Origin of the sequence: Burkholderia sp. FL-7-2-10-S1-D7 (assembly GCF_001524185.1) — a bacterium.
Taxonomy (GTDB): Bacteria; Pseudomonadota; Gammaproteobacteria; order Burkholderiales; family Burkholderiaceae; genus Burkholderia; species Burkholderia diffusa.
Window position 1 is genome coordinate 23,172 of record NZ_LOWY01000057.1, and the last position, 25,550, is coordinate 48,721.

The window sequence follows — 25,550 nt, forward strand, 5'->3', positions numbered from 1 at the left end:
CCCGTCAGCCTCCGATGAACGCTTCGCGGAACGCGTCGATGGCGACGCGCAGCGAGAGTTGCGGTTGGTCGAGGTAGCTGACGAGCTTGCTGATCTGCTGATCGTTTTGCGCATGGGCGTCGATCCATTCGGGATCGTCGATGTCGATGTTGTGGGCGGCGTAGGTCTGCGGGTCGACGACGCTCAGCAGCGTCTTCGACGACGCGCCGTTGAAGCCGATGATCAGCCGTTCGCGCTCGGCGATCGTGCCGATGAAGATCGCGAGCTCGAAGTCGGCCTGCGCGACGAACGGTGCGATCAGTTCGAGCCAGAACGCGGCGACGAGGCTGCGATAGAACGGGTCGACCGGCAGCGGCAGCGTCAGGCCGCGCTCGATGTGCGACGAGCCGCTCTGCATCACGGGCCGCAAGAGCGAGCCGAGCGCGAGCATCGCACCGCGCAGCCGGACCGGATGGCCGCTTTCAAGCAGCATCTGCTGCAGGCCGTACAACGACTGGTGTTCGATGAAGTCGTTGAAGGTGCCGTCGTGCGACGTGCCGGGGCCGCCGATGTCGATCGGCACCTGCGTGTCGCCGAGCGCCTGCAGCGCGCCGGGCGGCACCTCCTTCGCGAGCAGCGCCGGCATCTGCGCGGCGACGCGCGACCACAGCCGGGCGAACGCGAGCGGGCTGCGCGCGAGGAACGCGAGCGGCCGGTCGACCTCGAGCGCGGTCGCACCGAGAAACGGGAAGCGCCGCATCGACACGTCGTGGCTCGCGACCATGTGGCCGGCGATCGCGAGCTTGCTGCGCGAGCCGAGGAACGCGAAATGCATCGGCTTCGCATCCTCGTAGACGATCTTCCAGCGCGGATCTTCCGCGAGCAGTTCGAGCGCCTGCGCGATCCAGTGATCGAGCGTCTGCAGCAGTTGCGGATTGTGCGCGCTCTTCACGAAGTCGCCGCGCGACGGAATCTTGCCGAAGTAGGCGATCTGCGCCTGAACGGTTTGCGTCATTGCGCCCCCTGTGCATTCGTTGCGGTGGCGGCCGCGACGGCCGGTGCCGGTGTCGCGGCCGGCGTGCCCGTGCCGGCCTGCGTCGCGTTTTGCGCGGCACCCGCGCTCGCGTCGGCGACCGACGACGGCAGCTGCAGCCCGCGCAGGCTCTGCTGCTGCGGCTGGTCGCCGCCGCCGCTCGTCGGCTGCGACGTGCTGATGATGCGCATCGTCACCGACACGTTCACGCTGCCCTGGACCCACGTGAGGTCGAAGGTGCCGTCCGGACGGCGCTTGCGCTGCGCCGAGTTGATCAGCTTCTCGAGACCGTAGCGGCCCGGTTCGTTGACGAGTTGCACGGTGCGGCCGTCGAAGGTCGTCGCGGACAGCGTCGCGCCCGGCGAGCCCTGCGGGTTCGGCCACACGAAGTTGGTCCACTGCGGCGGCGTGTTGCGGTAGCGCAGTTGCTGGCCGTCGATCGCGATCGTGTATTCCGTCGTGCCCGTGCTCGGCTGCGGCAGGATCTGGAACACGGTCTGCGGTTCGGCCGCCGCGGCCGCGCCGCCCGCGGCGCCGCCGGCGAGCGGGGCGACCCAGCGCGCGAAGCCGTTCGTGAAGTCGGGCGTGAGGCCGATGCCCATGTCGCCCCACGTGCGGGCCGCGAGCGTGTCGCCGCGGCGCACCGCGAGCGGGCCCAGCGTCGTGCCGACGAACTTCGCGATCGCGCCGTCCGGACCGAACACCTGCGCGATTTCACCGGCGCCGGCCTCGACCTTCGCGTTCGCCGCGAACGGGTACTTCGTCGCGAGCGAGCTCTGGAACGGCTGGTAGACCTGCGCGTTCCACACCTTGTTGACTTCGGCGCTGGCCGGCTGGATCACCACCGAGAACGCCTGCATCAGCGGGCGCACCAGGAGCGGACGCAGCGACTTGCGTTGCGAATCGGTCAGGCCCGTCAGCATCTGCTCGTCGACGAACTTCAGCGAATCGGCCAGTTCCGAGCCGTTGCCGTCGAGCGTCTGCTGCATCAGCTGGCGCGCGCCGGGGCCGGGGTCGCCCTGGTTCTTGATCACGTTGAAGCGCGTACGGACCTTCGACAGCGAGTCCATGTAGCCCTTGAGCATCGACGTGCCGTCGTGCGTCGCGACGATCCGCGCGAGCCCGATGAACTCCTGGCCGATCGGACCCATCGGCACCTCGGCCGGATTACCGTTGATGTCGATGTTCGCGGCCGCCACCTGGCCGGCCTGCGAGCGCGTGAACAGTTGCTTGACCCAGTTCACGACGCCGGTCTGCGCCTTCTTGATCGCGACGTTCGCCAGCGACGGGTTGTCCCACGACGTCTGGTCATACGCGGTCTCGAGGATCTTGCGGATCGGCGAATCCTGCGGGTCGCCGAGGCGGTTCATCCCGTCGACGGCCTGGCCGAAGCTGCTGAAGCCCTGCACCGCGATACCCTGCATGAACTTCTGCCAGTGCTGCGCGTATTCGGTCTTGTACATGCCGACGAGCGTCTTCTGGATCTGCTCGGGACTGCCTTCCAGCGTCAGGTCGTCCTGCGTCGACGTGTTCAGCACCCAGTCCTTCGCCTGCAGTTCCTTGGTCGCCGCGTCGCGGATCGCCGGCTGCACGTAGTCGAACCACGCTTCGCGCGTGAACGTGCCCGGAATCGCATAGCTGCCGGCGACCAGCCCCTGGTTGCCTTCGCCGATGATGCGCGCGATGGTCATCGGCGCGAAGCGGGTCGACGCGCGCGCCTTGATTTCCTCATAGACGCGCTGGCGGGCCGGCATGCCGCGCACGACCCGGCGCAGGTTCTCGCGGGTCTGGTCGACGAGCGCGAGGTTGGCGTCGATCATCGGCCAGTCGTCGTCGTTCACGCGCGCGAGGTAGAACGAGATCATGCGCTCGGCGCTCTTGATCATCTCGTCGCGCGGCATGTTGCCGCGATTCGTCTCGAGCCAGCCGCGCCAGAAGCGTGCGAGCTGGTCGGTCAGGTGCGCCTGTTCGACGTGACGCTTGTCGGACAGCATCAGGTAAGTCTTCAGCGCGTTGTACGCGTCCTGCACGTTGGTCGGCGACGCGTCGCTGTACAGCCCGCCCTGCGGTGCCGCGGCCTGTTGCGGCGCGGCGGCCGCCGCCGCGGATACGCCTTGCGCGGCGCCGGCGAGCGGCGTGGCGCCCGGCGGGTTCGTCGACACGGGCATCGGGCCGCCCTGCACGGCGCCCGATTCGGGCGGCCGCGTCATCGGCACGAGCTGTTCGGGGTGCGCGTTCACATCCTTCATGAACGACGCGAGGTTCTGCGAGACCGGCGCCAGCAGGATCTGGCGCACGCCGTTGTAGTACTCGGTCAGCAGGTGCTGTTCGAGACGGTCACCCTGGTACAGGCCGAGCGACACCGACAGCGGCTTGTCGCGGCGGAACTGTTCGAGCTGTTCGATCCGGTCTTCCAGGATATCCATCGCCTGCAGACGCGACTGCAGATCGTTGCGGCCCTGCTGCAGGCGCGTGACGTTGTCGAGGTCGGCCTGCACGTTCGCGACGAGTTGCTGGTTGCCGATCGTCGACCAGGTCCAGCCGCCGAGCGCGAGCGCGAGCGCTGCGACGAAGCCGAAGAAGGTCGCGTAGCGCAGCCGGGTCTTGGTCGGGCTCGCGAACTGGCGCACGGTCTGGCGGTCCGCGAAGATCACCTTCGAGAACAGGTCGCGCAGGAAGAAGCCGTTCTTCGAAAACGCGCTGTGCGGCTTCGGCAGCGCGCTCGCGTCGAGGCCGAAGCGGTGCGCGATGCGCTGCGCGGCGGCGCTGTTGGTTTCGCCTTCCTGCAGCGCGCTGGTGAAGTAGAAGCCGCGGAAGATCGGCTTGTACTGGAACGGGTTGTTCTCGAACAGCGTCGCGAGGAACGCGCGCAGCGACGGCTTGATCGTCGAGAATTCGAGCGGGAAGCTCAACTGGCCCGGCGACAGCTGGTTGCCGCGCGACAGCGACAGCTGCGCGACGCTGATCTCCTTCAGCCCTTCGTAGAGCTCCTCGAAATGCGTGTCGAATTGCGCGACGACGTCGCGCTTGTCGTCCGGCTCGTAGGGCAGGGTGGCGCCCCACACGCGGTCGTATTCGTGCTTGTCGCTGCTGCTGAAGAATTCGGTGAAGCCGGTGATCAGGTCGGCCTTCGTGAACATCACGTAGACCGGCGCGAACACCTCGAGCTTTTCCGTCAGCTCCTGAACGCGCTGGCGGAGGTTTTTCGCGAGGTTGATCGCGAATTCGGGGCGGTTGCCGGTCAGTTCGGCGATGCTCGCGGTAACGATGATGCCGTTGATCGGCGCCTTCGGGCGATAACGCTTCAGCAGGCCAAGAAAGCCGAGCCATTCGCTGCGGTCTTCCTCGTGCACCGAGTAGCGGCCGGCCGTGTCGAGCAGGATCCCTTCGGTCGTGAAGAACCAGTCGCAGTTACGCGTGCCGCCGATGCCGTGGATCACGGCGCTGTTCTTGTCCGCGAACGGAAACTGCAGGCCGGAGTTCAGCACCGCGCTGCTCTTGCCGGCGGCCGGGTTGCCGATGACGATGTACCACGGCAGCTCGTACAGCGCGGAGCCGCCCGACACCTGGCCGATCTTCGACGTCTTGATCGTCTTGACCGCGTCGGAGAGGCGCGTGCGCAGCACGTCGAGGTCGGCGGTCTTGGTGTCGGGGGCGAGCGCGGCGGCGGCCGGCGCGGCGATCTTGCCGGTTTCCGCCTGCTCTTCCAGCACCTGGCCGAGCTGCTGGTTCGCGCGCTTCACGCGCCAGCGGCGGATCAACGCGACGCCAAGCCACAGCACGAGGATCGCCGTGAAGGCGATCGCCGCCCACAGGAGCGGCAGCTGCAGCATGTCGGCGACGATGAAGAGAATCGCCGCTAGCGCGATGATCCCGACAATCGAGAGCGTACGCGGATGAGTCAGCACGTTGAGGATGCGTTGCATAGGACGTTCAGGTTCCGGTGCGATTCGGTGAGGCGACGCAGGCGCGCCGAGCGGCAAGCGTGGCGCCGCGAGGTGTCGCCATGCTGTCAAACGGGATGAAGGGGACTGGCATCAATGCGCCCGCGGCATCGGAGAAGGCGCGCGCAATAATGAAAGGACGCTGTGAGAATTAAAACGGAAGCGGCGATCGGAAAAAATCGAGCAACGGAATGCCCGATCGATTGCGCCGCTCAAATCGTTTCCTGCCGGATGATTAAAAAGCCCCATGCCGCCCTCATTATTTCTTGTCCGGCAGCCCTGACTAGCTGCCGCGTCCCAGTTTAAAACCGGGTTTATGGTATTCCACGTGCCCGAGATCCATCATTTTCCATCGGCCTCCCCAGGTCAGGCCAACCTGTTCGGCAACCTGTCCGTACAACTGGTAGCCGCGCATCGCCCAGGGATCTTTCTCGGAAATGACCAGCTTGCCATCGCGCAGAAACGCGTTGTCCGCCGCGAGCCCGAATTGGTGATAACTCTGGAAGGCCGCCGCATTGGTCACGTTGGTGCCCATTTGCGCGAGCCGGTTCTGTCGTTCCGGGCTCCGATAACCTTCCAGCAGCGCCATCTCGTAACCATATTGTTCGTGCATGATCTTGTAGACCAGCAGCAAACGCGTACGGAAATCGGGATCCAGCAGGTTCCAGTCGCGGCTCGCATCCTTCAGTGCCGGCCGCACCTGTTCGACTTCCCTCGTGGCAAAGACTTCCGGCGGCAACGGCGGGGGCGGCACGAGCTGTTCGCCTTGCAGCAGCGCGGCGATCTTTTCGTCGGGCACGCGCGCCGTGTCGTCGTATTGAAACAATTGCCGACCGCGTAACGCAATGGCCACCAATGGCGGCGTCGCAAGAATACCTGCCGATACCATAATCATCAAGCGCCGCCGAATCAGTAAATTTTGCACATCGCTTAATGCGCCGCGCGTAACGGTTGCCGATTTAACAATTTGACTTCGCGTGCGTGCGGCGCGAGCGTTCGCACGGCGCGTCAGGCGGCCGTGAAATTGGGCGACGGATTCGAAAACCGCCGTGCGGATACCCGGTAAAAGCAACAGTGCCGCGACCGCGACGGCAAGGGCGAAATAGGCGACGAGTGCGACGGCAATCAACGAAATCCCCGGAAATTGGAATTGATTGTGTTTTGCAATGCTTGCTCTTAGAATCAGGCTGCTTTGAGAGGCCGGGCTATATTATCGCGGTGAATTAAACCAGGATTCAATGAGACGCTGAATGAGTGCGCCGGAAAATTCAAATTCGAAAACCCCGCCGAGCCTGCTGTCCGATACCAAACCGGCAGGTGAGGGTGGACCGCAGCAGTCGCGCATTCTCGCGAATCTGGAAGGACGTGTCACGCCGCCGGCCGAAGCGCCGCGCCGCTCGCTGAAGGGGCCGATCGCGGCCGTCGTCGCGCTCGTGGTCGCCGTCGGCGGCTGGGGGGCATGGCGCTGGCAGCAGCAATCCGGCGAGCAGGCTGTCGTGGCCGCCGCGCCCGCGCAGGCAGCGGCGAAGGCCGAGGCGGCCAGCGGCGGCGCCGTGCAGGTCGCGCAGAATGCCGCGTCGGCCGCTCCCGCCGCGCAACCGGCCACGATCGTCAATGACGATGCGGCGTCCCAGGCCGTTGCGTCCGCATCGGGCGCGTCGGGCGCGGACAACAGCCGCTTGTCGCGCGCGCTTGCGAACGGCGCCGACGACGCATCGGGCGCGGCCACGGCAGGCGCCGTCGCCGCGACGGCCGCCGCCGCGGCTGCAACGACGAAAACCGCGAAGGCCGACGCCGCGCAGAGCGGCAAGGTCGCCGCACGCAGCAAGGCCGATGCGAAGGCCGACGCGAAGGCGGAAGCCCGCAAGCACCACAAGGAACAGCAGGCGGAACTCGCGCAGGCGAAGAAGCGTCGCGACGCGACGACCCGTACCGCGAGCGCAAAGGCCGCCGGGAAGGACGACCCGGATGCGGACCTGCTCGCCGCGCTCGTCGCACGCACGAAGCCGGCCGACAAGAAGGTCGCCGCGCAGAAGGCGCAGGTCGTGCCGACCAAGACGGCCGCCACGACGGGCGGTTCGCTCGCGGCGCGCGTGAAGGAGTGCTCGGAGCGCGGCTTCTTCGAGGATCAGCTGTGCCGGTGGCGCGTCTGCGACGGCCACTGGGGCAAGGATCCGGCCTGCCCGACCGCCGCGCAGTCGGAGACGCGGCAGTAGCCAGGCGTCACGCCGGCCGGTTCATCGCACATGCGCCGCCCAAGGGGCGGCGCATTGCTTTTTGGGGCTGTCTGACACCGGACGTCCGTATGTGACACCGTCACGAAAATGTCGTATACGTCGGGCATACATTTCCTTTCATTTTCCGGCGTGGCGCCGCAATGCGCGATGCGCGGCGCGGCCGCGCCGCACGACCTTCGACACGATGGATCTGATCGTACAGACTTACGGTGCCGACACGTCCGGCATGGTGTGCGGATTCCGCTTCGTCCCGGGCGGATCGGGTGCGATGCTCGATGCCGACGCGGCCGCCGCATGGCTGCGCACGTGCCGCGCGCGCGATGCGGCCACCTCGGACGATTTCGTCTGGCTGCACTTCAATCTCGCGCATGGCGCGAGCGAGCGCTGGATGCGCACGCACCTCGGATTGCCCGACAGCTTCTTCGAATTCCTTCACGAAGGATCGCGCTCGACGCGCATCGAGCAGGAGGACGGCGCGCTGCGCGCGATCGTCAACGACGTGATGTTCAACCTCGAGCTGACGCCGTCGGAAATCGCGACGCTGTTTGTCCACGTCGAGCGGCGCATCATGGTCACCGCGCGGCTCAAGCCGCTGCGCTCGGTCGACACGCTGCGCGCCTGCGTGCGCGACGGCGAACGGTTCCGGTCGCCGGCCGAACTGCTCGTGCACCTGCTGCGCGACCAGGCCGACCTGCTGATCCAGATCATGCGGCGCACGAGCATCGACGTCGACCGCATCGAGGATCGCTTCCTGTCGCAGAGGCTCACGTCGAATCGCGTCGAACTCGGCGCGATGCGCCGTACGCTGACGCGGCTGCAGCGCATGCTCGCGCCCGAGCCGGGGTCGATCTTCCGGCTGCTCGCGAAGCCGCCCGCGTGGCTGCATGCCGAAGACGTGCAGGAACTGCGCGAGTCGACCGAGGAGTTCTCGCTGGTGCTCGCCGATCTGTCGGGGCTCAACGAGCGGATCAAGCTGTTGCAGGAAGAGATCGGTTCGCGGCTCGACGAGCAGAACAACCGGACGCTGTTCACGCTGACGCTCGTGACCGTGATCGCGCTGCCGATCAACATCGTCGCGGGCTTCTTCGGGATGAACGTCGGCGGCGTGCCGTTCTCGGAGAACAAGCACGGGTTCTGGCTGATGGTGCTGCTGGTCGCGGGCTTTACCGCGCTTGCCGCGTGGTGGGCGTTTCGCCGGCGCGATGATCGCTAGCGGCGGCCACAAAAAAACAGGCCCCGCATCCGGAGCCTGCCGAAGGACGTGAAAGACTGAACGCCGGCCGGCGCCGCGAACGCCGCGGCACCGGCCGGCCGGACCACGACGTTACTGAACCAGCGTCTTGCGCGGCTTGAACATGCCCTGGTAGCGCAGCGACGGACGTTCCTTCGCCGTCGGCGCGATGCCGTCGAAGCTCGGCGTCTGGCGCAGCTTCATCGCGGCCGGCGAAGCGACCGAGCCGATCGACGTCGAACGCGAAGCCGGCGCGAGGTTGTTCGCGACGAGCAGCGCGGCCTCGCTCTTCAGGTTCGCGAGCAGCACCGGATCGGTCGAGCCGTTGACCTGCGTGAGCAGGCCGCTCCACGCGGCGTCGCTGTAGTTCACGACGTAGTAGTCGAGACCGCTCGGATCCGCGACCACGCCCGTGCAGCCGTCGATCCGCGTTTGCGTCTGCGTGTCCTTCAGCGCGAGCGTCGTGTGTTTCGCGAGCCCCTGGCCGTACGCGAGCGTGATCGGTACCGTCCACTGCAGGCCCGGATACGCGTTCTTGTTCGGGAATGGCTGCTGTTTCAGCGTGACGACGGTCTGGTTCTTCGTCATGTCGCACTGCGTGTCGAGCGAGATCAGCGGCACGCCCGTCTGGCGCACGTAGCTGTCGCCGATCGGGCCGACCGGCTGGCCGCTCGCCTTCGACAGCGCATCCCACAGGCGCTTCGGTGTGCCGTTGCCGAACGAGTAATCGACCAGGTACTGCTGCAAGCCCTTGCGCAAAGTTTGCTCGCCGAGATAGTTCTCGAGCGTCTTCAGCACGTGGCCGCCCTTGTCGTAGGTGAACGCGCTCGCGCTCAGCACGAAGTCGTTCGACGCCCAGTCATTGAAGTTCGGCGCGACCGGGAACGCGTTCGGGCCGATGTCGCGATTGATCACTCGATACTTGTTCTTCACCTGATCGAGCCAGCTGAACTCGTCGGGGAAGAACTGGATCGTCGTCTTCGTTTCGAAGAACGTCGCGAACGATTCATTGAGCCAGACGTTGTCCCACCAGTCGGTCGTGACGAGGTCGCCGAACCACTGGTGCGCGACTTCGTGCGTCAGCACCTCGTTACCGTAGTGCGACATCGGCTGGCCCGGTTGCGGCAGGATGTCGTCGGCGAACTCGAGGATCGACCCCCAGTTCTCCATCCCGCCGAAGTTCAGGTCTTTCTGCTCCTTGAACGCATCGTTCGCGGCGACCGTGTCGAACTTCTTCAGCGGCAGCGGGATGCCCGTATAGCGGTAGTAGAAGTCGAGCGCCTGCTTGGTGCGGTCCATCGCCGGCTTCGCCCAGTCGCTCATGCCCGGCGGCGTGAACACGCGCAGGTGCAGGCCGCCCTTGCCGCCCGGCAGGGGGCTCGAGAAATCGTCCTCGTAGGTGTCGAACATGCCGCCGCCGAAGAACAGCAGGTACGACGGCATCGGCGGCGTCTTCTCGAACTGTACGAGCTTATAGCCACCGCCGACGTTGGTCGACGGCTTCTCGGCCGCGTTCGACACGACGCGCCAGTTCTGCGGCACTTCGGCCGTCACTTCATAGGTCGGCCGGAATGCCGGCTCGTCCCAACCCGGGAACCACTGGCGCGACAGGTTGGTTTCGCCCTGCGTGAGGATCGCGCCGCTCGTCGTGCCGTCGGTGCTCTTCAGGTCGACACGGAACACGCCTTCCGCGGCCGAGCAGCCCGGATACGGATCGTTGCCGCAACTGCCGCCCGTCTGCGTGGCCGGATCGTCGTACGACTTGAAGTTGATGATGCCCGACCACTCCATGTGGAGCGAATAGTTGCCCGGCGAGATCGTGCCGGCGACGGGACGCAGCTGATAGAAGTCGCCCTTGTCCTGCGGCGTCGCGATCAGCTGGATGTTGCCCGGCTGCAGCGTGATGCGGCCGTTCGTGAACTTGATCCGGTGACCGGCGATCACGATGTTGTTGACCGGCTTCAGCACCTTGATCTCGACATCGGCGCGCCCGTCGAACGCGTTCAGCGCATCGTTCGGTCGGAACCACAGCCGGTAGTTGACGGGTACGACGGTGTCCGGCAGTTCGACAGGCGACACGCTCTTGTCGACATTGGACGCGCTCGGCGGCGTGTTGGCGGCCGGCGACGAGCTCGAGTGCGGCGCGCCGGCGGAGCTGAGCGCGGAAGCCGAGCCGACACCGCTGTCGTCGCCGCCGCACCCGGCGAGCGCGAGTGCGGCGACCAGCGGCAGGTAACGCATCTTGTGAATGTTGATCGACATGACTGAAACCTCGATTGTTGAAAGAATCGTTCAGTGCTGCGAAAACGCCGGCAAAGGAAATCCCTCGCCGTTAATCAACAGCGACGAGAAATGCCAATGGCGGATTATTCGAAAAGACGGTCGGCCGACTACGTGAAGGTAATCATGGTTTACTGCCCCCTCTGTGTTTCCGGATGTCGGTTAACTTGCCGGTTCAAAATGGCCGGGCGCGTGTTGTACTGAATTGATTTCGCGCGCACGACACGGGGCCGCCCGCCCTGAGCGGGCGTGCATTCCCTTTGAACCGACGACCCACGGGGCTGGCCGTGCGAGGCCGCAGGACGGAGGGACGGCGTGTCGCCGTTCCGTAAAATCGCCGTCATGCGGCTTGAAGGTTTGTCGGCCTGCTCGAAGGATGCGTAAATATACTTGATGGTTTTGGGTAAAGGAAACGAAAAAATTAGAAAATGATTCGATGGAATCTTTTGCGTGCCATTGAATGCTGAAAGGCATTAATTCGCTTTCCATTCGACTGCATGTTTTCGTAGTTTTAATCTATTAACGATCTCGGCGGCGCGCGGAAACTACGAATCAGGGTGGAGCGTGGCGCGCTCGGTACAATGCAGCGACGATCCGTCAATCGATTGCCGCAAGGAGGCCAGCCCATGCCACGAGCCCTGTTCCGTATCGCGCCGCTGCGCGCCATGCTGCTGCTGTTCGCCGCCGTCTTCGTGCTCGGCGGTTGCGCGGGCCTGACGCGCGAGCCGGTGAGCGTGACCGTCGCAGGGCTCGATCCGCTGGTCGGACAGGGCCTCGAGATGCGTTTCAGCCTGAAACTGCGCGTGCAGAACCCGAATGACACGCCGATCGAATACGACGGCATTTCGGTCGCGCTCGAACTGAACGGCACGCCGTTCGCGAGCGGCGTGAGCGATCGCGCGGGCGTCGTGCCGCGCTTCGGCGAGGCCGTGATCGACGTGCCCGTTTCGGTGTCGGCGTTCGCCGCCGCGCGGCAGGCGTGGAACCTGCCCGGCGCGGCGGCCAACGGCGAGTTGCCGTACGCGCTGCGCGGGCGGCTCGCGGGCGGCGTGCTCGGCAGCGTGCATTTCCGCGACGCGGGCACGTTGCGCATGCCGGCGATGCCGGGGTGGGGCGGGTAGGCTGCCTGCGCGATGCGAGGGCCGTCGCCTCCGCTTTGCCGCGCGGGCAAAGCGCGGTATGGTGTGGTCCGCGCGGCGCGCTCCTGTAGCGCCGCCTGTCTGAAGCCAACCGTAGCCGAGCTCGCGTGACCGATTTCCCCGTTTTCCACTGGACCGACGCCGACGGCGCCGAACATGCCGTGCGCTGGCGCTCCGAAGCCGGCGTGCAGCCGCCGAAGCGCGCCGTGCCCGCCGACGACCGCCTCACCGCCGATGCCGCGTACCGCCTCGCGTGCGAGGGCACCGCGCTCGTCTGGCAGGGCGACTTCCAGAACGCGCGCCAGCTCGTGCAAGCGATGGCGCGCCGCGTCGAACGCAAGCCGAAGAAGGCGAAGGCCGCGGTGGGCGTCGACGCATTCAACCTGCACCGCCTCGCGCAATCGCAGCGTGCCCGCACGCTCGGGATGCTGCTGATCCCGCTCGACGCCGACTACACGATCCCGCTGCGCCGCGCACCCGACGTGCGTGCCGCGTGCGAGGAAGCGTACGGCCCGGGCGGCGCGCCGTCGGTCGTATCGCTGCGCGAGCTGCTCGGCCTCGTCGGCGCGCACGAATGGCGCAAGAAGGGCGTGCCGATTCCGGCGCTCGGCGGCGCGCCGATCCATCCGCATTACGGTGTGTTTTCGCCGGTGCGCGGCGAATACGTCGAACTCGTCGCGCGCACGCCGCTGCCCGCGACGTCGCTCGCGTTCGACATCGGCACGGGCACCGGCGTGCTCGCAGCCGTGCTCGCGTCCCGCGGCGTCGAGCGCATCGTCGCGACCGATCAGGATCCGCGCGCGCTCGCGTGCGCTCGCGAGAACGTCGCGCGGCTCGGTCATGCCGAGCGCGTCGAGGTCGTCGAAGCCGACCTGTTTCCGGCCGGCCGCGCGCCGCTCGTCGTCTGCAATCCGCCGTGGGTGCCGGCCCGTCCGAGCGCGCCGATCGAATATGCGGTCTACGATCCCGACAGCCGCATGCTGCGCGGTTTCCTCGCGGGGCTCGCCGACCATCTCGAACCGGGCGGCGAAGGCTGGCTGATCCTGTCCGATTTTGCCGAACATCTCGGCCTGCGGCCGCGCGACACGCTGCTGCAATGGATCGACGAAGCCGGTCTCGTCGTGCTCGGCCGCGAAGACATCCGCCCCGCGCACCCCAAGTCGGCCGACGCGGACGACCCGCTGCACGCGGCACGCCGCGCCGAGGTCACGTCGCTCTGGCGGCTCGGTGCACGAGCCTGATCGCGTATTTTCGGTAAACTGTCGCCATCCTCACGAATTCCCGCCGCCGGGCCGTGGTCGACCGACCGTGGCCCGGCGCCGCTTCACGATGTCGAACAAGACCTACGAAATCCGTCCGGAGCAGTCCGTCGAGCTGCTGAAGGAGCTGCACATCCTCACCCGCGACGGCAAGCTGAACCAGGACAGCCGCCGCAAGCTGAAGCAGGTCTATCACCTGTTCCAGTTCATCGAGCCGCTACTCGCGAGCGTGCAGGCCGACAAGGGTGGCGTGACGCTCGTCGATCACGGCGCCGGCAAGTCGTATCTCGGCTTCATCCTGTACGACCTGTTCTTCAAGCAGCAGCTGGGGCACGGCACGCCGGCATTCGCGTCGCACGTATACGGGATCGAGACCCGCGAGGAGCTCGTCACACGTTCCACCGAACTCGCCGCGCGACTCGGATTCGGCGGCATGTCGTTCCTGAACCTGTCGGTCGCCGATTCGATCACGTCGCCGAAGCTGCCCGAAACGGTCGATGTCGTCACCGCGCTGCATGCGTGCGACACGGCGACCGACGACGCGATCCGTTTCGCGCTCGCGAAGCGCGCGCAGCACATCGTGCTGGTACCGTGCTGCCAGGCGGAAGTCGCGGGCGTGCTGCGCAGGAACAAGGGCAAGTCGCTCGCGAATGCGCTGACCGAAGTGTGGCGGCACCCGCTGCATACGCGCGAATTCGGCAGCCAGATCACCAACGTGCTGCGCTGCCTGCAGCTCGAGGCGCACGGCTACCAGGTCAGCGTGACCGAGCTGGTCGGCTGGGAACATTCGATGAAGAACGAGCTGATCATCGCGCAGTACAAGAACCTGCCGCGCCGCAAGCCCGGCGAGCGGCTGAACGAGATCCTCGGCATGTTCGGGCTCGCCGAACTGAACGAGCGCTTCTTCGCGCCAGCGCCCGCGGCGGCGGGCGAGGCCGTCGAGCAGGTCCCGGACTGAGGCAGGCCGACTCGCGGCCCGTTTACCGTGCGGCGGACGGCCGTCGCGCGACGCGTCAGACGTCGTCGCCCGGCCGGCGCATCCATTCACGCCAGCCGTCGTGGCCGAGGCGGCGCAGCGTTTCCTGGTTTTTCTCGTAGATCGCGGACGCGTCCGGGAACGCGTCGACCGCGCGTGCGATGCTGTCCTCGCGCAGCAGGTGCAGGATCGGATACGGCGCGCGGTTCGTGTAGTTCTCGATGTCGTCGGTTTCGCTGCCTTCGAACCGGTATTCGGGATGGAAGCTCGCGATCTGCAGCACGCCGTCGAGCCGCAGTTGCCGCACGAGCCGGTCGGCGAAGAACAGCGCGTCGTTGTAGTCGACGAAATCAGTGAACGCGCGCGGATAGATCACGAGCGTCGTGTCGACCTGCTGCGGATCCGCCGCTTCGAGCGCGCGCAACTCGGTTTCGAGGTCGGCGAGCGCGTCCTCGAGCGTCGTCGCTTCGCTGATCGCATAGCGCACCTGCTCCTTCACGTAGACGCTCTTCGCGAACGGGCACAGATTGAGCCCGATCACCGCGCGCGCGAGCCAGTGCCGCGTGGCGGCGAGGATGTCGTCGTGCGAATCGGGGCGGGTATCGGTCATGGCGAGGGCAGTCGGGCGAGGCGGAAGCGAGGGCCGCATTGTAGCGGGAGCGGGGCACGCGGGGTTCGGGCGTGCGCCGCCAGTCACGCGCAGGCGGCTTCGATCAGTTGCGTGACCAGCGCGGGCGCGGTGCCGATCGGCGTTTCGCCGTGCCGGTAGGTCTGGCTGGCCGCGTAGATGCCCTCGATCACGAGCGCGAGCGCGTCGGCGAGCGCTTTCGGCTGCCGGGCGCCTGCGCCATCGCATAGCGCGACGAGCCGCTTCATCAGCCGCTCCTTGTTCTGCGCGACGCGTTCGCGCGCCGGATGCGACACATCGGGGAATTCGGCCGCGACATTGACGAACGGGCAGCCGCGATAGTCCTTTTGCGTCGCGCGCTCCGCGAGATCGACGAAATACTGGATCAACTGCGCCTTCGGCTGGCCCGGATGCTTCGCGACGCTCGAATCGAGGCGCTCGAAGAAGCACGCATCCATCCGTTCGAGATACGCGAGGATCAGCTCGTCCTTCGACGAGAACTGGCGGTACAGGCTCATCTTGTTGACGCCCGCGCGCTCCACGACCGCCTCGACGCCAACCGCGCGCACCCCTTCCTTGTAAAACAGCTCCTCGGCAGCGCGCAGCAGGTGTTCCTGCGCGGCGGCCGCGGCGATCGGCTGGCGCGTGCGGCGTGCCGGCGGCTTGTTGGCGGCCTCGATGCCCGACATGATGACCCTCGACTGCGTGATGAACTGCTTGACATGTTACCGACTGGTCACTACGATCGCAACACACTTGTGACCGATCGGTAACAATGCCGGCCGGATCGACAGACAAATGCCAGGTATCGGCCCCGGTCAGCCGATACCGCATGCGGCGGAGGTGGCCTGGTGGTGACGCGGGCTGGCGCGAGGGTGCCGGGCCGCCAACTGGAGAGTGACGACATGAACTGGGCAGTGACACGAATCGGCGGGCGTTTCCACTATGGATGGCTCGCGGCGGCGGTGGTTTTCCTGATCCTGCTGGCCGCGGCCGGCACGCGTGCGACACCGAGCGTGCTGATGGTGCCGCTCGAGCGCGAACTTGGCTGGAGCCGCGCGGCGATTTCGCTGGCGATTTCGGTGAATATTGCGCTTTACGGCCTGACGGGCCCGTTCGCGGCCGCCGCGATGCAGCGCTTCGGACTGCGGCCGACGATCCTGACCGCGCTGGTGACCATGAGCGCGGGCGTCGCGCTGTCGTCGATGATGACGCAGAGCTGGCAGATGGTCGTGATCTGGGGCCTGATGGTCGGCTGCTCGACCGGCGTCGTCGCGCTGACGCTGTCGGCGACCTTCGTCACGCGCTGGTTCCATGCGCGGCGCGGCCTGGTGATGGGTATCCTCACGGCGAGCACGGCCACTGGCCAGCTCGTGTTCCTGCCGATGCTCGCGGCGATCGCGCAGCGTCATGGCTGGCGGCCGGTCGTGTTGGTCGTCGCGGTGGCGGCCGCGATCGTGATTCCGCTGGTCGCATTCCTGCTGCCCGAGCGGCCGGCCGACGTGAAGCTGCGCCCGTACGGCGAGCCGGCCGACGCGCCGGCCGCGCCCGACGCGACGAAGGAGAACCCGCTCGCGGTCGCGTTCCGCACGCTGCTGACGGCGAGCCGCTCGCGCGACTTCTGGCTCCTGTTCTTCAGCTTCTTCATTTGCGGCGCGAGCACCAACGGCTATGTCGGCACGCACCTGATCGCGATGTGCAGCGACTACGGGATGACCGAAGTGCAGGGCGCATCGCTGCTCGCCGCGATGGGCGTATTCGACCTGTTCGGCACGACGCTGTCGGGCTGGCTGTCCGACCGCTACGACAACCGCGTGCTGCTGTTCTGGTACTACGGGCTGCGCGGGCTGTCGCTGATCTACCTGCCGCATGCGTTCGGCATCGATTTCTTCGGGCTGCCGCTGTTTGCGATGTTTTACGGGCTCGACTGGATCGCGACGGTGCCGCCGACGGTACGGCTCGCCACCGACGTGTTCGGCAAGGCCGCGGCGCCGGTCGTGTTCGGCTGGATCGTCGCCGGCCACCAGCTCGGCGCGGCGTTCGCGGCGCTCGGCGCGGGGCTGCTGCGTGCGAGCCTCGGCACCTATACGATCGCGTCGATGATCTCGGGCGGGCTCTGCATCGTCGGCGCGCTGATCGTGCTGCGGATCAACCGCGGCCCGTCCCGCGCGGCCGCGCAGGCCGCCTGAGCGCGGCGCTTCGGCCGGCCCATGCACGGGTGCGGCCGGGCAATGCGGGATCCGTGATTTGCATTGCGCGGGATGATCGGGCGCGTGACTCGTCGAGCGGTTATGCTTTCGGTTCGCCGGGCGTTCGCGCCCCTTCATCGATATCAGCGAGGAACCGCATGTCCGTCAAACCTGCTCCCACCACTGTTTCGATTCACGACCTGATCGCCGGCCGCTGGAGCCCGCGCGCGTACTCGGACGAGCCGATCAGCGCTGCCGATCTGCACGCGGTGCTCGAAGCCGCTCGCTGGGCGCCGTCCGCATACAACGCCCAACCGTGGCGCTTCATCGTGTTCGATCGCACGCAGGACGAAGCAGCATTCAAGCGCGCATTCGCGACGCTGGTGCCGTTCAACCAGGGCTGGAACGCGCCGGCGCCGGTGCTCATCGCCGTGACCGCGCACACGCTCACGCCGAAGGGCGAGCCGGCGCCGACCGCGCTGTACGACGCGGGCGCCGCCGCGATGTCGCTGGTGCTGGAGGCGCACGCGCTGGGTCTTGCTGCCCACCAGATGAGCGGCTTCGACGCGAAGGCGTTCCGCGACGCATTCGAGATTCCGGCCGACGTCGCGATTCCGGCGATCATCTCGCTCGGCCACTACGGCAACGTAGACAAACTCGATCCGGTGCTGCGCGATCGCGAAAAGGCGCCGCGCACGCGTCATGCGATCGGCGAAGTCGTCTATGCGGGCGCCTGGAAGAAGAGTTTCGACGCCGCAGCCTGATCCGCAAGCGGGCAGGCGCTCGTCGAGCACGCGGTCCGCGGCAGTTGCGAGCGCGCCGCAAGCGGGCGGCGTAGCGGCGCTGGATGACCCGCCCGCACCCGTCGCCGGCGCGCCGCGGGTGCGCCTGATCGCACCCCCCGGGCCGGTTGCGCCGGCATCGGTGGGCGATCCGGTTGTGATCCGGCGGGCTTCATGATAAAAAGCCCGTCCTTTCCGTTTTCGCGCCGGCCCCGCGGCAACTTCCCATGACTTACTGCGCGATCGATTTCGGCACGTCCAATTCCGCCGTGGCGCTGCCCGACGGCGACGGCATGCGTCTCGCGCCCGTCGAGGGCGACCACCTGACGCTGCCCACTGCGATCTTCTTCAACAACGACGAGGAGACGGTCGAGTACGGCCGTGCGGCGCTGGCCTCCTATATCGACGGTTTCGACGGCCGCCTGATGCGCTCGATGAAGAGCATTCTCGGCTCGCCGCTCGCGGAAACCACGACCGATCTCGGCGACGGCAGCGCGATGGCGTACACGGAGATCATCGCGCGTTTCCTGACGCACCTGAAGCGCAAGGCCGAAGCGCGCGCCGGCGCGCCGATCGGGCGCGCGGTGCTCGGCCGGCCGGTGTTCTTCGTCGACGACGATCCGCGCGCCGACCGCCTCGCGCAGGACCAGCTCGAAGCGGCCGCGCGATCGGTCGGTTTCACGGACGTGCATTTCCAGTACGAACCGATCGCAGCCGCGTTCGACTACGAGTCGCGCCAGCAGGCCGAGCGGCTCGTGCTGGTCGCCGACATCGGCGGCGGCACGTCCGACTTCTCGCTGGTGCGCGTCGGGCCGGAGCGGATGGCCCGCCTCGAGCGCAAGGACGACGTGCTCGCGCACCACGGCGTGCACGTCGCGGGCACCGATTACGACCGCCGCGTCGAGCTGGCGGCGATCCTGCCCGCGTTCGGCTACCGCGCGCTCGATCCCGAGGGGCGCGAGCTGCCGAACCGGATCTACTTCGACCTGGCGACCTGGCACCTGATCAACACGGTCTACACGCCGAAGCGGCTGGGCGAGCTGAAGCTGATGAAGCATCTGTACCAGGATGTACGGCAGTACGACCGGCTCACGCGCGTGGTCGAGCAACGGCTCGGGCATGCGCTGATGGCGCGCGCGGAAGAAGCGAAGATCGGCGTGGCGGCGGGCGGGGAGACGATGATCGACCTGAACGACGTGGAAGAGGATCTGCAGATCGCGTTCGACGCCGAACGCCTCGTCGATGCGAGCGTCGACGACACCGCGCGCATCGTCGACGCCGCGCGCGAAACGGTACGGCTTGCGGGCGTCGCGCCGCGCGATGTCGGCGCGCTGTATTTCACCGGCGGCTCGACCGGGCTCGCGTTCCTGTCGGGTGCGCTCGCCGGCGCATTCCCGGACGCGCAGCCGGTGTTCGGCGATCGCCTCGCGAGCGTCGCGACCGGGCTCGGCATTCACGCGCAGCGGCTGTTCGGCTGAGCGACGGCCATTCGGGTCGGCGGTGGCCGCAAGGCGGCCCGCGCCGGAAAACAAAAAGCCCCGCCGAAGCGGGGCTTTTTTACACGAAATATCGCGCCGAACTTAGACCGGACGGATGTTCGCAGCTTGCAGACCCTTCGGGCCCGTCTTCACTTCGAATTCAACCTTCTGGTTTTCTTGCAGCGTCTTGAAGCCTTCGACGCGGATTTCCGAGAAGTGCGCGAACAGATCGTCGCCGCCGCCTTCCGGGGTGATGAAGCCGAAGCCCTTTGCGTCATTGAACCACTTGACGGTACCGGTTGCCATGTTACTTGTTCCTAAAAAGATAAAACGGGGCCGAGGCCCATGGGTGCGGAAAATCAAGGAAGGGGGTAATAGGACCAACCGGAGTACCGTTGATGGGCGAACTACGAAAGAACCAATTCACTCGCCGCTTGAAATCCTGCAACGTCGTTTATACGGCTATTCGGTCGCGCGGTCAACCGTATTTCCATGCACTCAGGGTTATTGCGGGGTTCAGGTTTACAAACCTTGCAAACGATGCGAATTTTTTGTAGGGGCCGAACGATTTTGGCGCCAACTTGCAGGTGCAACCGTTAAACTACGCGCCGCGCGGAAAGGTTGCCCCGATCGGGTGATCCTTCCCCCCAAAATTGCATGCGCGGTGCTATCCGAGCCGATCCCGGAGAGCAGGCCGACCATGCTTTTTGAGACATAGGAGAGGATGTGAAGAGTTCTATTCAACGGAACATCGGCCCGTTTGCACTGATGCTAACGGGGTTGGGTTCGATTATCGGCTCGGGCTGGCTGTTCGGCGCCTGGAAGGCTGCGAAGATTGCCGGTCCGGCAGCGATTTGCGCATGGATCATCGGCGCGGTCGTGATTCTCGCGATTGCACTGACGTATGCCGAACTGGGCGCGATGTTCCCCGAGTCGGGCGGCATGGTGCGCTACGCGCGCTACTCGCACGGTTCGCTGGTGGGCTTCATCAGCGCGTGGGCGAACTGGATCGCGATCGTATCGGTGATTCCGATCGAAGCGGAAGCATCGATCCAGTACATGAGCACGTGGCCGTATCCGTGGGCGCACGCATTGTTCGTGAACGGCGAGCTGACGACACCCGGCCTGCTGCTGTCCGCCGTGCTGGTCGTCATCTACTTCATGCTGAACTACTGGGGCGTCAAGGCGTTCGCGCGGGCGAACACCGCGATCACGATCTTCAAGTTCCTGATCCCCGGCCTCACGATCCTGGGTCTGATGCTGTCGAGCTTCCACTCGGAAAACCTCGGCACCGCGTCGAATGCGAGCTTCGCGCCGTATGGCTGGTCGGCCGTGCTGACCGCGGTCGCGACGAGCGGCATCGTGTTCGCGTTCAACGGCTTCCAGAGCCCGGTGAACCTGGCCGGTGAAGCGCGCAACCCGTCGCGCAGCGTGCCGTTCGCGGTGATCTCTTCGATCCTGATCGCACTCGTGATCTACGTGCTGCTGCAGATGGCGTACATCGGCTCGGTGAATCCGGCCGACGTCGCGAAGGGCTGGTCGCACTTCAACTTCTCGTCGCCGTTCGCGGAACTCGCGATCGCGCTGAACCTGAACTGGCTCGCGATCCTGCTGTATGTCGACGCGTTCATCAGCCCGAGCGGCACCGGTACGACCTACATGGCGACGACCACCCGCATGATCTACGCGATGGAGCGCAACAACACGATGCCGAAGATGTTCGGCAACGTGCATCCGATCTACGGTGTGCCGCGCCAGGCGATGTGGTTCAACCTGCTCGTGTCGTTCATCTTCCTGTTCTTCTTCCGCGGTTGGAGCTCGCTCGCGGCGGTGATCTCGGTCGCGACGGTGATCTCGTATCTGACCGGCCCGATCAGCCTGATGGCGCTGCGCCGCGCGGCGACGGACATCGAGCGTCCGCTGTCGATCCCGCTGATGAAGCTGATTGCACCGTTCGCGTTCGTCTGCGCGTCGCTGATCCTGTACTGGGCGAAGTGGCCGCTGACGGGCGAAATCATCCTGCTGATGATCGTCGCGCTGCCGGTGTATTTCTACTTCCAGGCGAAGTCGGGCTGGACCGGCTGGGGCGCCGACCTGAAGGCCGCGTGGTGGCTGGTCGCCTACCTGCCGACGATGGCCGTGCTGTCGCTGATCGGCAGCAAGGAGTTCGGCGGTCACGGCGTGCTGCCGTATGGCTGGGACATGCTGATCGTCGCGGCCATCTCGCTGGTGTTCTACTTCTGGGGCGTGAATACCGGCTACCGGACCCAGTATCTCGACGAGCGCGAGTCGCACGACGAGATCCTCGAAGGGGTCGGTGCCTGACGCGTGACTCGCCACCGGAATCGGCGGTGGCGGAAAGCGTAAAAAAAGCCCGTCCGAGCGCTGCTCGGGCGGGCTTTTTGTTTGCGGCCGCCGGCCGTGTCGCCGGATTCAGGCGGCTGCGCTCGCGAACACGTAGTTCGTCATCGCGAGCACGCGTTGATACGTGCCGAGCGACTGGATGCCGAGCTGATAGTCGTCGTCGGCCGCGCCGAGCGCGGTGAACACCGGCAGCAGATGTTCGTCGGTCGGATGCATCAGCGCCGCGTGCGGCGCCTGCCGGCGATAGTCGAGCAGCGCGTCGACATCGCGCGCGGCGAGCTTCGCCTCGAACCAGTCGGTGAATTCCGCGACGCGTGGGTCCGCATCTTCGGGCGCCGCGCTGAAATCGGCCGCGCGCAGGTTGTGCGTGATCTGGCCCGAGCCGATCACCATCACGCCTTCGTCGCGCAGCGGCCGCAGCGCGCGGCCGAGCGCGAAGTGATGGGCTGCGTCCGCGCGCGGCTGGATCGACAACTGTGCGACGGGCACGTCAGCCTCCGGGAACATCAGCAGCATCGGCACCCACGCGCCGTGGTCGAGGCCGTGCTCGGTCGTCGCGGTCGCGATGCCGGCCGCGTTCAGCAGCGCGGCTGCCCGTTCGGCGACCTCGGGCGCGCCGGGTGCCGGGTACCGGATTTCGTACAGCGCGCGCGGGAAGCCGTAGAAGTCGTGGATCGTTTCAGGATGCGCGGCCACGCTCGCGACCGGCTGTTGCGTGCCCCAGTGCGCGGACAACATCAGCACCGCGCGCGGGCGAGGCAATTCGGCGCCAAGGTGCGTGAACGCACCGGACGGCAGTGTCGGATCGATCGGCAGCGTCGGGGCGCCGTGGGACAGGTAAAGCGAGGGCAAGCGGTTCATGGTGGGGAGCCTGCAAAAGGGATTTGCCTGTGACTATAGACGCACACCAAATATTGATAAATCGGCTGGATGGAATTTGATTGAATCGTGTAGGTTGATAATTCGGCCGGCTTCGGGCGTTCGGCGGCAGGCGGGGGCTCGAAGTTGCCGGATCGAGCGGGAAGACGGCTGAATCAGCGAAGATGCGTGAAGAACGACGCCGAAGCGCCGTGTCGAGCGGCTTACCCTGCCGGCCTGATGCCGGCCCACGGCGTCGTCATCGGTGCACTGAGTGCGAACAGGTCGAGCACGCGGGTGACGGTCTGGTCGACGAGTTCCTCGATCGTCTTCGGCATCGCGTAGAACGCGGGTAGCGGCGGAAACACGATGCCGCCCATTTCGGTCACGGCGGTCATGTTGCGCAGATGCGCGAGGTTGAACGGCGTTTCGCGCACCATCAGCACGAGACGGCGGCGTTCCTTCAGCGTGACGTCGGCCGCACGCGTGATCAGGTTGTCCGACAGGCCGTGCGCGACGCTCGCGAGCGTCTTCATCGAGCAGGGCGCGATCACCATGCCATCGGTCGCGAACGAACCGGATGCGATCGTCGCGCCGACATCGCGCACCGAATGCACGACATCCGCCCGGCTTTCGACCTCGGCCTTGGGCAGCTTCAGTTCATGCTGGATATTGAGCCAGCCGGCGTTCGAAACCAGCAGATGCGTTTCGACGCCGCCGGCGGCGCGCAGCAATTCGAGCAGCCGCACGCCATAGACCGCACCGGTGGCGCCGGTGATCGCGACGATCAGCCGGCGTGGCGGCGCGCTGGGAGATGCCATCGGGAAAGGGGCGTTACGCGGCGGCGAACAGTTGTTGCAGTTCGCCGGACTGGTACATCTCCATCATGATGTCCGAGCCGCCGATGAATTCGCCCTTCACGTACAGCTGCGGGATGGTCGGCCAGTTCGAGAATTCCTTGATGCCCTGGCGGATTTCGTCGTCCTCCAGCACGTTGACCGTCTTGAACTGGTCGACGCCGCAGGCCTTCAGCACCTGCACGGCGCGGCCCGAGAAGCCGCACATCGGGAATTGCGCGTTGCCCTTCATGAAGAGCACGACCTGGTTTTCGTCGACGATTTGCTTGATACGTTGTTGGGTGTCCATGACTGACCTTGCGTTTGCGGGGCGTTAGAACGAAATGATAGCGGATTTCAACCGGACGGGCCGGCCATCAGCCGGGCAGGCGGCCACCCGTCGTGCGTTCGATCGCGGCCAGATCGGCGAGCGACTGGACCGCGATGAAGCCGTGTGACACGAGCAAGGCGCGCACGGCTTCGGCCTGGTCGTAGCCATGCTCGATCCATAGCGTGCCGCCGGGTCTCAGGTAAGCGCCGGCGCCTGCGACGATCGTGCGGATCGCGCTGAGACCGTCGGCATCGTCGGTGAGCGCGCCGCGCGGCTCGAACCGCAGGTCGCCCTGCGCGAGGTGCGGATCGTGCTGCGCGATGTACGGCGGGTTGCTGACGATCGTGTCGAACGCGAGTGCCGGATCGAGCGCCGCGTACCAGTCGCTCTGCAGCCAGTGCAGCGGGCCGCCGGGGCGGCGCGCGTCGAGCAGCTTGTTCGCGTTGCGTTGCGCGACTGCGAGCGCGGCCGGCGAACGGTCGAGCGCCCACACGCGCGCATCGGGGCGCTCGGCCGCGATCGACACGGCGATCGCGCCGCTGCCGGTGCCGAGATCGAGCACGGCCGGATGAGGCAGGCCGTCGATCGCGTCGAGCGCGGCTTCGACGAGCAGTTCGGTTTCCGGGCGCGGGATCAGCACGTCGGGCGTCACGTCGAACGGCCGGCCGAAGAATTCGCGCATCCCGACGAGCTGCGCGACCGGCTCGCCGGCCACGCGGCGCGCTTCGAGCGCGCGATAGCGTTCGACCGCGGCAGCGTCGAGCGGCACGTCGCCGCGCGTGATCAGTTGCGTGCGGGTCCAGCCGAGTGCGTGCGCGAGCAGCACGCGTGCATCGACGGCGTCGAGCGGCGACGCGCGCAGCAGATCGTCGGCGGTGGTGTCGGGCATCGCGATCTCAGTCGGCGTCGCCGAGCGACGCGAGCAGTTCGGCCTGGTGCTCGCTGACGAGCGCGCTGATCAATTCGTCGAGATCGCCGTCCATCAGCGCCTCGAGCCGGTACAGCGTCAGGTTGATCCGGTGGTCGGTCATCCGGCCCTGCGGGAAGTTGTAGGTGCGGATCCGCTCCGAGCGGTCGCCGGAGCCGATCAGGCTCTTGCGCGTCGCCGCTTCCTTCGCGTGCTGCTCGTGATACTGCTTGTCCTTGATGCGCGCGGCAAGCACCTTCAGCGCGCGATCCTTGTTCTTGTGCTGCGAACGGTCGTCCTGGCATTCGACGACGATCCCGGTCGGGATGTGGGTGACGCGCACCGCCGAATCGGTCTTGTTGATGTGCTGGCCGCCTGCGCCGGATGCGCGGAACGTGTCGATCCGCAGGTCGGCCGGATTGATTTCGACCTCGCCGATCTCGTCGGCTTCCGGCATCACCGCGACCGTGCACGCGGACGTATGGATACGCCCCTGCGTCTCGGTCGCCGGCACGCGCTGCACGCGATGGCCGCCCGACTCGAACTTCAGGCGCGAATACGCGCCCTGGCCCGCGATCCGCACGATCACTTCCTTGTAGCCGCCGAGATCCGACGCGCTCTCCGACATCATCTCGACCTGCCAGCGCTGGCGTTCCGCGAAGCGCAGGTACATGCGCAGCAGGTCGCCCGCGAACAGCGCCGATTCGTCGCCGCCCGTGCCCGCGCGGATTTCGAGGAAGATGTTGCGGTCGTCGTTCGGATCCTTCGGCAGCAGCATTTTCTGCAGTTCGACCTCGAGGCGGGCCATGCGCTCGCGCGCGCTGCGGATCTCGTCCTCGGCGAAATCGCGCATCGACGGATCGGCGAGCAGCTCCTGCGCGGCGGTTTCGTCGTTGCGCGACTGGCGCCACAGCGCGTACTGCTCGACGACCGGGCCGAGTTCCGCGTGTTCGCGCGTCAGCTTGCGGTACTGGTCGAGATCGGCCGTGACGTTTTCGCGGCTCAGCAGGTCGTTCAGTTCGGCCAGCCGTGTGGACAGCTGGTCGAGCTTGCGTTGCATGCTCGTCTTCATGGTGTGGAGCGGCGCTCCCGGGGCAAG

General features: G+C 66.4%; 21 protein-coding genes. 9 read left to right on the top strand and 12 right to left on the bottom strand.

Translation table 11 applies throughout. From position 1 onward, the window contains the following. Nucleotides 1-4: 4 nt before the first annotated feature. From tagF to WS75_RS19250, 3 genes are all read right to left on the bottom strand, one after another. A complete protein-coding gene (tagF, locus tag WS75_RS19240) occupies nt 5-994 on the bottom strand; it encodes a type VI secretion system-associated protein TagF (protein WP_059682158.1) in 990 nt (329 codons plus the stop codon). Then, nucleotides 991-4,938 carry a type VI secretion system membrane subunit TssM gene (gene tssM, locus WS75_RS19245; protein ID WP_059682159.1) on the bottom strand — a complete coding sequence of 1,316 codons (3,948 nt, stop codon included), beginning with the start codon at nt 4,936-4,938 and terminating at the stop codon, nt 991-993. Before tssM ends, tagF begins: the two co-directional genes overlap by 4 nt. A gap of 301 nt (nt 4,939-5,239) precedes the next feature. Continuing rightward, nucleotides 5,240-6,085: a M15 family metallopeptidase gene (locus tag WS75_RS19250; protein WP_059682161.1), complete on the bottom strand. Its 846-nt coding sequence runs from the start codon at nt 6,083-6,085 to the stop codon at nt 5,240-5,242. Nucleotides 6,086-6,206: 121 nt separating this feature from the next. Here WS75_RS19250 and WS75_RS19255 point away from each other — a divergent pair, with 121 nt between their 5' ends. After that, on the top strand, nt 6,207-7,172 hold the full coding sequence (locus WS75_RS19255; protein ID WP_059682163.1) for a hypothetical protein: 966 nt from the start codon (nt 6,207-6,209) through the stop codon (nt 7,170-7,172). Nucleotides 7,173-7,377: 205 nt separating this feature from the next. Further along, complete coding sequence (locus WS75_RS19260) at nt 7,378-8,406, top strand: transporter (protein ID WP_059682164.1); 1,029 nt, start codon at nt 7,378-7,380, stop codon at nt 8,404-8,406. 111 nt (nt 8,407-8,517) lie between these two features. On the opposite strand, the gene WS75_RS19265 is transcribed toward WS75_RS19260, so the two are convergent. Beyond that, nucleotides 8,518-10,686 (bottom strand): M1 family metallopeptidase, encoded by a 2,169-nt coding sequence (locus tag WS75_RS19265; protein WP_059682166.1) that lies wholly within the window; start codon nt 10,684-10,686, stop codon nt 8,518-8,520. 644 nt (nt 10,687-11,330) lie between these two features. Between WS75_RS19265 and WS75_RS19270 the strand changes: the two genes are divergently transcribed. The 3 genes from WS75_RS19270 to WS75_RS19280 all read left to right on the top strand — a co-directional run bounded on the left by WS75_RS19270 (nt 11,331) and on the right by WS75_RS19280 (nt 14,060). Then, nucleotides 11,331-11,825 carry an LEA type 2 family protein gene (locus WS75_RS19270; RefSeq protein WP_059682168.1) on the top strand — a complete coding sequence of 165 codons (495 nt, stop codon included), beginning with the start codon at nt 11,331-11,333 and terminating at the stop codon, nt 11,823-11,825. 125 nt (nt 11,826-11,950) lie between these two features. Further along, a complete protein-coding gene (locus WS75_RS19275) occupies nt 11,951-13,084 on the top strand; it encodes a methyltransferase (protein WP_059682170.1) in 1,134 nt (377 codons plus the stop codon). Between the two features lie 88 nt (nt 13,085-13,172). Further along, on the top strand, nt 13,173-14,060 hold the full coding sequence (locus WS75_RS19280) for a class I SAM-dependent methyltransferase (RefSeq protein WP_059682219.1): 888 nt from the start codon (nt 13,173-13,175) through the stop codon (nt 14,058-14,060). Nucleotides 14,061-14,115: 55 nt separating this feature from the next. Here WS75_RS19280 and WS75_RS19285 read toward each other — a convergent pair whose 3' ends face one another. Together WS75_RS19285 and WS75_RS19290 are read right to left on the bottom strand one after the other, a co-directional pair. Next, the gene (locus tag WS75_RS19285) at nt 14,116-14,688 is read right to left on the bottom strand and encodes a DUF1415 domain-containing protein (protein ID WP_059682171.1); all 573 of its coding nucleotides are present in this window, start codon (nt 14,686-14,688) and stop codon (nt 14,116-14,118) included. A gap of 83 nt (nt 14,689-14,771) precedes the next feature. Then, nucleotides 14,772-15,395, bottom strand: coding sequence for a TetR/AcrR family transcriptional regulator (locus WS75_RS19290; protein WP_059682173.1), 624 nt, complete (start codon nt 15,393-15,395; stop codon nt 14,772-14,774). A 216-nt stretch (nt 15,396-15,611) separates the two neighbouring features. Here WS75_RS19290 and WS75_RS19295 point away from each other — a divergent pair, with 216 nt between their 5' ends. The 3 genes from WS75_RS19295 to WS75_RS19305 all read left to right on the top strand — a co-directional run bounded on the left by WS75_RS19295 (nt 15,612) and on the right by WS75_RS19305 (nt 19,155). After that, the gene (locus tag WS75_RS19295; RefSeq protein WP_059532761.1) at nt 15,612-16,895 is read left to right on the top strand and encodes an MFS transporter; all 1,284 of its coding nucleotides are present in this window, start codon (nt 15,612-15,614) and stop codon (nt 16,893-16,895) included. 158 nt (nt 16,896-17,053) lie between these two features. Further along, nucleotides 17,054-17,659, top strand: a complete 606-nt coding sequence (locus WS75_RS19300; protein ID WP_059682175.1) for a nitroreductase family protein — start codon at nt 17,054-17,056, stop codon at nt 17,657-17,659. A 245-nt stretch (nt 17,660-17,904) separates the two neighbouring features. After that, on the top strand, nt 17,905-19,155 hold the full coding sequence (locus WS75_RS19305; RefSeq protein ID WP_059682177.1) for an Hsp70 family protein: 1,251 nt from the start codon (nt 17,905-17,907) through the stop codon (nt 19,153-19,155). A 102-nt stretch (nt 19,156-19,257) separates the two neighbouring features. Here WS75_RS19305 and WS75_RS19310 read toward each other — a convergent pair whose 3' ends face one another. Further along, complete coding sequence (locus WS75_RS19310) at nt 19,258-19,461, bottom strand: cold-shock protein (protein ID WP_006477070.1); 204 nt, start codon at nt 19,459-19,461, stop codon at nt 19,258-19,260. Nucleotides 19,462-19,881: 420 nt separating this feature from the next. Between WS75_RS19310 and WS75_RS19315 the strand changes: the two genes are divergently transcribed. Then, nucleotides 19,882-21,480: an APC family permease gene (locus WS75_RS19315; RefSeq protein ID WP_059682179.1), complete on the top strand. Its 1,599-nt coding sequence runs from the start codon at nt 19,882-19,884 to the stop codon at nt 21,478-21,480. Nucleotides 21,481-21,588: 108 nt separating this feature from the next. On the opposite strand, the gene WS75_RS19320 is transcribed toward WS75_RS19315, so the two are convergent. The 5 genes from WS75_RS19320 to prfA form a co-directional block, all read right to left on the bottom strand. Next, the gene (locus WS75_RS19320) at nt 21,589-22,380 is read right to left on the bottom strand and encodes a DODA-type extradiol aromatic ring-opening family dioxygenase (RefSeq protein WP_059607887.1); all 792 of its coding nucleotides are present in this window, start codon (nt 22,378-22,380) and stop codon (nt 21,589-21,591) included. 221 nt (nt 22,381-22,601) lie between these two features. After that, nucleotides 22,602-23,198 carry a UbiX family flavin prenyltransferase gene (locus WS75_RS19325; RefSeq protein ID WP_059607888.1) on the bottom strand — a complete coding sequence of 199 codons (597 nt, stop codon included), beginning with the start codon at nt 23,196-23,198 and terminating at the stop codon, nt 22,602-22,604. A 13-nt stretch (nt 23,199-23,211) separates the two neighbouring features. Beyond that, nucleotides 23,212-23,523 (bottom strand): Grx4 family monothiol glutaredoxin, encoded by a 312-nt coding sequence (gene grxD, locus WS75_RS19330; RefSeq protein ID WP_011883132.1) that lies wholly within the window; start codon nt 23,521-23,523, stop codon nt 23,212-23,214. A gap of 67 nt (nt 23,524-23,590) precedes the next feature. Then, nucleotides 23,591-24,433 (bottom strand): peptide chain release factor N(5)-glutamine methyltransferase, encoded by an 843-nt coding sequence (prmC, locus tag WS75_RS19335; RefSeq protein ID WP_059682182.1) that lies wholly within the window; start codon nt 24,431-24,433, stop codon nt 23,591-23,593. Between the two features lie 7 nt (nt 24,434-24,440). Further along, a complete protein-coding gene (prfA, locus tag WS75_RS19340; RefSeq protein WP_059682184.1) occupies nt 24,441-25,523 on the bottom strand; it encodes a peptide chain release factor 1 in 1,083 nt (360 codons plus the stop codon). Nucleotides 25,524-25,550 lie beyond the last annotated feature (27 nt).

Excerpts from the sequence above, each read along its gene's own strand:
- WS75_RS19255 (WP_059682163.1), top strand. The coding sequence starts at position 6,207 with ATGAGTGCGCCGGAAAATTCAAATTCGAAAACCCCGCCGAGCCTGCTG.
- prmC (WP_059682182.1), bottom strand. The coding sequence starts at position 24,433 with ATGCCCGACACCACCGCCGACGATCTGCTGCGCGCGTCGCCGCTCGAC.
- grxD (WP_011883132.1), bottom strand. The coding sequence starts at position 23,523 with ATGGACACCCAACAACGTATCAAGCAAATCGTCGACGAAAACCAGGTC.
- WS75_RS19285 (WP_059682171.1), bottom strand. The coding sequence starts at position 14,688 with ATGACCGATACCCGCCCCGATTCGCACGACGACATCCTCGCCGCCACG.
- WS75_RS19300 (WP_059682175.1), top strand. The coding sequence starts at position 17,054 with ATGTCCGTCAAACCTGCTCCCACCACTGTTTCGATTCACGACCTGATC.
- WS75_RS19290 (WP_059682173.1), bottom strand. The coding sequence starts at position 15,395 with ATGTCGGGCATCGAGGCCGCCAACAAGCCGCCGGCACGCCGCACGCGC.
- WS75_RS19280 (WP_059682219.1), top strand. The coding sequence starts at position 13,173 with ATGTCGAACAAGACCTACGAAATCCGTCCGGAGCAGTCCGTCGAGCTG.
- WS75_RS19310 (WP_006477070.1), bottom strand. The coding sequence starts at position 19,461 with ATGGCAACCGGTACCGTCAAGTGGTTCAATGACGCAAAGGGCTTCGGC.
- WS75_RS19325 (WP_059607888.1), bottom strand. The coding sequence starts at position 23,198 with ATGGCATCTCCCAGCGCGCCGCCACGCCGGCTGATCGTCGCGATCACC.
- tssM (WP_059682159.1), bottom strand. The coding sequence starts at position 4,938 with ATGCAACGCATCCTCAACGTGCTGACTCATCCGCGTACGCTCTCGATT.
- WS75_RS19270 (WP_059682168.1), top strand. The coding sequence starts at position 11,331 with ATGCCACGAGCCCTGTTCCGTATCGCGCCGCTGCGCGCCATGCTGCTG.
- WS75_RS19295 (WP_059532761.1), top strand. The coding sequence starts at position 15,612 with ATGAACTGGGCAGTGACACGAATCGGCGGGCGTTTCCACTATGGATGG.
- WS75_RS19265 (WP_059682166.1), bottom strand. The coding sequence starts at position 10,686 with ATGTCGATCAACATTCACAAGATGCGTTACCTGCCGCTGGTCGCCGCA.
- tagF (WP_059682158.1), bottom strand. The coding sequence starts at position 994 with ATGACGCAAACCGTTCAGGCGCAGATCGCCTACTTCGGCAAGATTCCG.
- WS75_RS19260 (WP_059682164.1), top strand. The coding sequence starts at position 7,378 with ATGGATCTGATCGTACAGACTTACGGTGCCGACACGTCCGGCATGGTG.
- prfA (WP_059682184.1), bottom strand. The coding sequence starts at position 25,523 with ATGAAGACGAGCATGCAACGCAAGCTCGACCAGCTGTCCACACGGCTG.
- WS75_RS19305 (WP_059682177.1), top strand. The coding sequence starts at position 17,905 with ATGACTTACTGCGCGATCGATTTCGGCACGTCCAATTCCGCCGTGGCG.
- WS75_RS19320 (WP_059607887.1), bottom strand. The coding sequence starts at position 22,380 with ATGAACCGCTTGCCCTCGCTTTACCTGTCCCACGGCGCCCCGACGCTG.